The 7,794-nt window shown below is 70.6% G+C and carries 5 protein-coding genes and 1 tRNA gene; 2 read left to right on the top strand and 4 right to left on the bottom strand.

Annotated features, from left to right (window positions below; translation table 11 throughout):
• Positions 1-679 (bottom strand): phosphatidylinositol phosphate synthase (gene pgsA / locus ND747_RS11500; protein WP_251733502.1); only part of this gene is annotated, 679 nt, incomplete at its 3' end.
• 202 nt (positions 680-881) lie between these two features.
• On the opposite strand from pgsA, the gene ND747_RS11495 reads away from it, so the two are divergent.
• Entirely contained in the window at positions 882-3,059 is a 2,178-nt protein-coding gene (locus ND747_RS11495; protein ID WP_251733501.1) for an elongation factor G-like protein EF-G2, read from the top strand.
• Positions 3,060-3,105: 46 nt separating this feature from the next.
• Here ND747_RS11495 and ND747_RS11490 read toward each other — a convergent pair whose 3' ends face one another.
• Entirely contained in the window at positions 3,106-3,675 is a 570-nt protein-coding gene (locus ND747_RS11490; RefSeq protein ID WP_251733500.1) for an HIT domain-containing protein, read from the bottom strand.
• A gap of 1,561 nt (positions 3,676-5,236) precedes the next feature.
• A tRNA-Val gene (locus tag ND747_RS11485) sits at positions 5,237-5,308 on the bottom strand.
• Between the two features lie 530 nt (positions 5,309-5,838).
• On the opposite strand from ND747_RS11485, the gene ND747_RS11480 reads away from it, so the two are divergent.
• A complete protein-coding gene (locus tag ND747_RS11480; protein ID WP_009739629.1) occupies positions 5,839-6,270 on the top strand; it encodes an SsgA family sporulation/cell division regulator in 432 nt (143 codons plus the stop codon).
• Positions 6,271-6,532: 262 nt separating this feature from the next.
• Here ND747_RS11480 and ND747_RS11475 read toward each other — a convergent pair whose 3' ends face one another.
• Positions 6,533-7,636, bottom strand: a complete 1,104-nt coding sequence (locus ND747_RS11475; protein ID WP_251733499.1) for a chorismate-binding protein — start codon at positions 7,634-7,636, stop codon at positions 6,533-6,535.
• Positions 7,637-7,794 lie beyond the last annotated feature (158 nt).

Raw genomic sequence — 7,794 nt, 5'->3', positions numbered from 1 at the left:
GCCGCAGCCCGCCACCGGCCTGCTGGCCGGCCGATCCGCCCGGACCGGTCGGCGCGGCCGGCCCGGGCGGATCGCCGGCCCGGTCCCACTGCCGGTAGACGTGCACCACCCGCTGAATGACGGTGAGCGAGGTCGCCCCGACCAGGAACCACAGCGCGGCCGGCAGCAGATAGGGCACGCCGAGCCCGTACAGCCCGGCGGCCACCAGCAGGGTCAGCAGCCGCTCGCCACGCTCGGCGAAGCCGACGTTGCAGGTGAACCCGAGCCCCTCGGCCCGAGCCTTGACATAGGAGGTGATCGAGCCGGCAACCAGGCAGATCAGCGCCGCCACCACCAGCGGCATGGAGTCGCCGTCCCCGGCATACCAGATCACCAGTGAACCGAAGATCGCGGCGTCGCCGACCCGGTCCGAGGTGGAGTCGAGGAAGGCCCCCCACTTGGACGACAGGCCCCGGGCCCGGGCGATCACTCCGTCCATCAGGTCGGAGAAGACGAACAGGGTGATCACGATCGTGCCGAGGAAGAACACGCCGCGGGTGAAGAACCCCAGCGCCGCGCCGGCGACCCCGACGGTGCCGATGATCGTCACCACGTCCGGCGAGATCGACGAACGGGCCGCCCACTGGCTCACCGGGTCGAGCACCTTCTGGATCTGCGGTCGTGCCTTGCTTGCGAGCATGTCCGTCCCGTCATCCCGCCTCTGCCCGGCTTCGGGCGGTCTTCACAGTACCGCTGTGCACAGGGGCGACCGCCGCCGCGACAGGTGGCCGCCGGCCCCTGCCGCGCACACCTCGCCCGCCGCGCCCGAGTTGTGCTCCACGTCACAAAGGAGGACTCTGCGGATACCGGCAGCGCAGATGTCCGGACCAGGGGAGGCCTCGATGACGGTGGGCTCGGGTGAGGTACGCAACGTGGCGCTGGTGGGACACACCGGTGCCGGCAAGACCGCGCTGGTCGACCGGTTGCTGGCCACCGCCGGTCCGCCCGAACGTCACGACGGACGCCACACCGCCCACACCAACCACCTCGGGCACGCCGACGGCGACCACCACCCGGCCCACTCCGACGGCCTCACTTTGTGCTCTTTTGACTACCAAGGGTTGACCATCAATCTGTTGGACACCCCGGGCCACCCCGATTTCGTCGGCGACCTGCGCGCCGGGCTGCGCGCCGCCGACGCCGCTCTGTTCGTCGTCAGCGCCGCCGCCGGCGTGGACGCGGCGACCAGCCTGTTGTGGGCCGAGTGCGCCGCGGTGGGGATCCCGCGGGCGATCGCTCTCACCCATCTCGACCACAGTCGGGCCGACCTCGATGCCGCGATCCGCGACTGTCGGCGTGCGTTCGGCCCCGGTGTGCTGCCGGCGATGCTCGCCCGCCGGTCGGACGACGGCACCCTGCGGCTGGCCGACCTGCTGCACGACCGGACCGTCGAGTACTCGCCGCAGGGCGACCGCCGGGAGCAGCCCACCGGCCCGGTCGCCGATCGGCCGGCCGCTGCCGACACCACTGGCACCGCTGATGCCGGACACGCCGTCCGGGCCGCCCGGATGGCGCTGATCGAGGGCATCATCGCCGAGAGCGAGGACGAGACCCTGCTGGAGAGCTACCTCGGCGGCGCCGAACCGGATGCGGAACTGCTGTCGGCGGATCTGGCCACCGCGGTTACCCGAGCCAGGTTCTTTCCCGTTCTGCTCACCGGCCCACTGACCGCCGTCGGCACGCCATCCACGCCATCCACGGCGGTCGCGGCGCCCGGCGGGTTCGGCTCGCACGACCTTCTCGACCTGATCGCCCGGTCCTTCCCCGCCCCGTCGTCCGGTCGGCTGGCCGCCCCCTGCCGGCCGGACGGCTCCCCCCGTCCGGCCGTGACCGCGGAGGACGCGGGCCCCCTGGTCGCCGAGGTCATCCGCACGACGACCGATCCGTATGTCGGCCGCATGTCGCTGGTACGGGTCTTCAGCGGGACCCTGCACCCCGACGACATCGTCCGGGTCGGCGGGCACGCCGAGCATGACGACGACGAACGGGTCGGTGCGCTGTCGCGTCCGTACGGGCTGGCCCTGCACAGCGTGCCGCAGTGCGGGGCCGGTGACATCTGCGTCGTGACGAAGCTGGCCACGGCCGAGACCGGCGACACCCTGTCCAGCCCGGACGATCCCTGCCTGCTGCCGGTGTGGCCGATGCCCGAACCCCAGCTGCCACTGGCGATCCGGGCCCGCGCCCGGGCCGACGAGGACCGGTTGTCGATCGCGTTGTCCCGGCTGTGCCTGGAGGATCCGGGCCTCCGGGTCGTTCAGGACCCGCAGACCGCCCAGATCGTGCTGTGGAGCATGGGCGAGGCACACGCCGAGGCGGCCCTCGACCGGCTTGCCACCCGCTACGGCGCCGCCGTCGACGCCGAACCCCCGGTCGTCGCGCTGCGCGAGACGCTGGCCGCCCCCGCCCACGGCAGCGGACGTCAGGTCAAACAGTCCGGCGGGCACGGGCAGTACGCCGTCTGCGAGATCGAGGTGGAGCCGCTGCCCCCGGGTTCGGGACTCGAGTTCGTCGACGAGATCGTGGGCGCCGCGATTCCGCGCACCTACATCCCGTCGGTGGAGAAGGGCATTCGGGCCCAGATGGCCGTCGGCGTGCGTCCCGGCCATCCGCTGACCGATCTGCGCGTCCGGCTGGTGGACGGCCGGGCACACAGTGTGGACTCGTCCGATCTGGCCTTCCAGCTCGCCGGTGGACTGGCCCTGCGCGACGCGGCCCGGACCGGCGGCGTCGTCGTCCTGGAACCGGTGCTGACGGTGAACGTCTCCGTTCCGGACGAGTTCGTCGGGGCCGTGTTGGGGGACCTCTGTGCGCGGCGGGGCCGGGTGACGGGAATGGAGCCGGTGCCGCCACCTGTGCTCGATGCCGCCCGTACCGTCGTTCATGCCGAGGTGCCAGAACGGGAAATGTCGCGTTATGTCATGGAACTTCGTTCACTCAGTCATGGCGGCGGACAGTTCCATCGCGAACCGCATGGCTACGAACCGATGCCCCGCCACCTGGCCGACGCACTGACCGAGTGATCCCACGCTCCGACGATCCAGGCGGCTCGCGCAGGCCCGGGCCAGGTCAGTCGATCGGTTCGGCGCGAGCCCACTGCTCGGCCAGCAGGTCCCGAGTCTGGCCGAGCAGGGCCGGCAGCACCCTGGTCTCGCCGATGACGGGCATGAAGTTCGCATCGCCGCCCCAGCGCGGGACAACGTGCTGGTGCACGTGCGCGGCAATTCCCGCACCGGCGACGTGACCGAGATTCATTCCGGTGTTGAAGCCGTGCGCGCCGCTCGTCACCCGCAGGACACGTAGGGCACGGCGCACGAAGAAAGCCATCTCAATGATTTCCTCGGTGTCCATGTCGAGGTAGTCGGCGACGTGCCGATAGGGCACGACGAGCAGATGACCGGCATTGTAGGGATAGAGGTTGAGCACCGCGTAGACCGTTTTTCCGCGGGCGACGACCAGGCCGTCCTCGTCGGTCATCCGGACAATGGCGCAGAAGGGGCACTCGTCCTCACGACCGCGCCCCTCCCCTTTGATGTAGGCGAGTCGATGCGGTGTGTACAGGCGTTGGAACGCGTCAGGCAGGCCGACCCCCGACTGCGGCTCAAGCGGAACGTCATCGGCCGGTGGACCGACGATCATCGCCCAGGCCGCCCAGGTCGCACCGGCTGCACCGGCTGCACCGGCTGCACCGGCACCATCCGCGTCCCGTTCGCCACCCGCAGCACCACCTCGGTCGCCCGCCCCGGCCGACCCGCACGCCGGACAGCCCTTGGCCCGGACCCCCGGATGGCCCGTCGAACGGACCTCCGGGCAGATCCCCCGGGAAGGGTGGTCGTCATCTCGCCAATTTATCAGGACGTGCCACAGCCGGCCGATCCGTAACAGGGAGAGCGTGCCGCCGTGCGGGTGCGCTCCGCCAGAAGAGGAGGGAGACTGACGGCGTGGGGGGGTCGCCGCCAGTCTCCCTCGAGTGGCGTCATTGGTTTCGAACCACGGCGCCTCGACAAGACGCTGCCCACCTCTGCCGCACACAGTGACCAGGAGGAATCTCCCAGCACATCGGGACAGAAAGCCGCACCGATCCCGCACCAGCGCCGCACAATCACAACACTGCCGCCGTGAGACCGGCCTACTCGGACAGATCCAGACGAGGCCCGTAACGCCCTGCTCGGTCAGCCTAGCGGGCCGCGGACCGATCTGTACAGACCGGACGTTATGCCGGGTGGAAATACGCGATGGGAGCCTGCTGTTCCCGTCGCGTTTTCCCACGTCCGACTCACCGGTCTACCGACCCACCAGGAGAGCGGACCCAAGGACGATGCCGATCAACACCGGACCGACCGGTGCGTCTTCTCGTCACCGATTCGCCGTCGCGCGACGATCGGATCTTTCCGTGGCCGTTACTCAGCGCGCGGAGGACCTCTCGTCGCCTGGCCCCACCCTTCCCGCCGACCGGCCCGGGCCAAACCCGGCCGGGGCGGAGTCGGCACGGCGCGGGTCGCCGGTGGCCACCGCCCGAATGCTCACTGTCCGTACAGATCGGCCAGGCCGGCCGGCTGGGCCCGCGGGGACCTTGGCCGGGGGCCCGCAGCCGGGCGCCCCCGCCCGGGCGGCACCAAAGTGGGGGTGGTCGACGATTCCTGAACCTCGTCCGATCGGCCGGCCAGTCGGCCAAAGTGTCGGAATTGCGGCATATAAGCAGGTGCCTGACTGCTCTCCGAGTGGGCTGCAGGCCGGCAGGACCGCGCTGTGCCACCCACCGACGGCACCCCCGTCACCAAACCTGCGGACCGGTCACACCGCCACCAAAGGGGAATCCAGGCCGGAACGCCGCCGCCTGCCCCGGCAACCCGCAACCATGACACTCAGGCCCCACGACCCCGAGGCGCCAACGACCCGCAGACCCGGCAACCCGGCAGAAGAAAAGGGACAGTCAGGACACCCGCCCAAACCCGATCCACGGCACCACTCGCGCCCGCCGGTATCCCCACCCAGCTCAATCGCCCCAGCGGACCAGCGGCGGCACAACTACCAGCTCCGACCAGGCCGACAGACCCGGGCAACCGCAGCCGACCAGCAGCGCAGCCCTCGACCGAGGCGATGCACACGCGGATTCGAAGGATCTGCGGGCCGGCGCGACCAACATCGCGAAGCTCCCGCCAGGCCCCTCCAGAGAAGGAGCACCATGCAGAACAGCCGGTGGGCGTACGTGGTTTCGAACCACGGACCTCTGCCGTGTGAAGGCAGCGCTCTACCCCTGAGCTATACGCCCCTACCGATGGCGCCCCGACAGCTGGCGCCCGTACATATGACGCCCTTGCAGGCGATGGAGCTACCTTACACGGCGCCGACAGCGGCCTGTCGGGGGGCCCTGCGGACGGATACCGCGATGTCCGCCGTCCCTCCGATGTCGATCGTCCCGCCGTTGTCGACCCCCGCGTCCGGTGGGCGTCCGGAGTCAGCTTCGTGTCAGCTTCACCGCGACTGGCCGAGGTTGAGAACCACCCGGACGGGGAAGGCTCAAGGTGCAACGGCCACGGCAGACAGGCCCAGACACTCGGGGGACCTTCGGACATCACGGACGGTAGCCACGCATCGTGACGATGGGTGGCCAGCCATCTGTTGACCGACCGATCTAGGCTCTACCGGGGAAGGGTTCACTCTTCCGGGCCGGGCAACTCACTCAAAACCGCCGTAACGGATGTTGTCTTGGCATAATCTTGTTACCAACGGGACTCAGACAGGGAACTATCCCGTTACACGGGTGCTCGCCCGCACCACCGCACCATGAGAGGCCGCCCGATGACTATTCGTCACGATTCGATCACCGCCGAACTTGCCCTTCGCCTCGTCGTCCCTGGCGGCGCGCCCGTTCCGGTCGCCGCCACTGTCCGATACGAGCCGGCCGATCCTTATGCGATCAGCATCGGATTCCGTACGGGTGCGGATGAAGTGGTGGAGTGGACCTTCGCGCGCCAACTTCTCAGTGATGGCGTCCGCCGGCCCGCCGGCGATGGAGACGTCCAGGTGTGGCCGGCCGCCCAGTCCGGTGGGCGGATCGTCTGCCTTTCGCTGTCCAGTCCGTCGGGGCACGCGTTGTTTGAGATGCCGCGCTCGGAGGTTCTCGCCTTCCTGCGGCGGACCTACTCCGCGGTCCCCCTCGGTGGCGAAAGCGATATCATCGATCTTGATGCAGAACTCGCCCTGCTGATCTGGGGCGGTCCCGAGCGGTGATTTCCACCGGGGTCGGGACAGCTGCCCGGCCCCGGTGAACCGGTGCGGGCACCGTTCGACCGGGGAGGAGCCCTCCCCTACCCGTCGGCCCCGTCATCGGGGTGCGGCGGCGGCATCCCTTGCGCGGACGAGCACTCAACCCGCCTGGCCGAAGTCCATTCGGCCAGGCGGGTCGTCGTCTGTCCGGACGCGCGCTCGGATCCCGCTTGCCGATCCGGCCGAGGTGCTCGGCGGTCCGCCCGCTCCGGGCACGGGCCGACGGTCAGGCGCTGGCGAGGCTCACCAGGCGCCGCGCCTTGAGTTCGGTCTCCTGCCACTCGTCCAGTGGGTCGCTGCCCCAGGTGATGGCCGCCCCCGTCCCGAAGTGCAGACGATCACCCGCGAACCAGAACGTCCGGATGCCGACGCTCAGCCATCCGATGCCATGGTCCGCGTCGACCCAGCCGATGCCCCCGCAGTAGGGGCCACGCGGGACCGGCTCGAGCTCGCGGATGACGCGCAGCGCGCTTGACTTGGGTGCCCCTGACACCGAGCCAGCCGGGCTGGTCGCGGCCAGCAGCTGTGCCCAGCCCACCCCCGGGCGCAACCGCGCCTGAACGGTCGAGACCAGATGTACGAGCCCCGGATGATGCTCGAGTGCGCACAGGGCCGACACGGCCACGCTCCCGACCCGCGCGACCCGACCGAGATCGTTGCGTACCAGATCCACGATCATGACGTTCTCGGCGACGTCCTTCGGCCCCAGCTCGTGCTCGGTCCGCCCGGTCCCCTTGATCGGCCCGGAACGCACGACGTCCCCGTCGCGTTCGAGGAACAGCTCCGGGGACGCGCCAGCGATCCGCAGCCCGGCCTCCGGCACGTCGAGCACCACCGCGTACGGCGCAGGATTACCCGCGGCCAGCACCGCGGCCAGGGCCGCCGGGCCCCCACCGTCCCACCCGTAACCCCCGGTCCCCCGACCGGCCAGCGGGGCGGACAACACCCGGCACAGGTTGACCTCGTAGACGTCGCCCGCGGCGATGCGGCGCTGGACAGCCCGCGCACCGGCGATGTATGCCGCCTCGTCGAGGCTGCTCGTCCAGCTGCCTGCCGACGGACCCTGCCACGGCTGGCGGCACAGTGCCGCGGCACCCCCGACCGGCGCCGGCCGGACGTCGGCGAACCGGACGCAGCGCAGCGCGCCCTCGAAGTCGAGGGCCACGGCCCAGAAGCCGCTGCGGTCGAGCACCGCCGGGTCGTCGGAGATCTCCAGCACCCCGGTGGCGAGGCGCCCACCCGCCAGCAGGAACGATCCGGTCGGCGGCGGCTCGGTCGGCTCCGTCCGGTGGGATCTCCGGCCCGGAAAGCCCGTGTTCGCCCGGCTCACGCCGCTCACCCTAGCCGTCATCGCTAAGTGACGCCGGAGCGCATCCCCCTGTTTGCGCTGCGCCGACAACCGGCCCGTCCGAGCATCAGGGGACCCACGGGACGCGCACCGGTACGTGCGGGGCAGGACGGCGGTGCCGGGCGAGCGGAGCGCGGCTG

This window comes from Frankia sp. R82 (assembly GCF_023716925.1).
Lineage (GTDB): Bacteria > Actinomycetota > Actinomycetes > Frankiales > Frankiaceae > Frankia.
This window is presented reverse-complemented; position numbering and strand designations above follow the sequence as displayed.

Coding starts and splice junctions, on each gene's coding strand:
- ND747_RS11490 (WP_251733500.1), bottom strand. CDS start 3,675: ATGATCGTCGGTCCACCGGCCGATGACGTTCCGCTTGAGCCGCAGTCG.
- ND747_RS11480 (WP_009739629.1), top strand. CDS start 5,839: ATGACTATTCGTCACGATTCGATCACCGCCGAACTTGCCCTTCGCCTC.
- ND747_RS11495 (WP_251733501.1), top strand. CDS start 882: ATGACGGTGGGCTCGGGTGAGGTACGCAACGTGGCGCTGGTGGGACAC.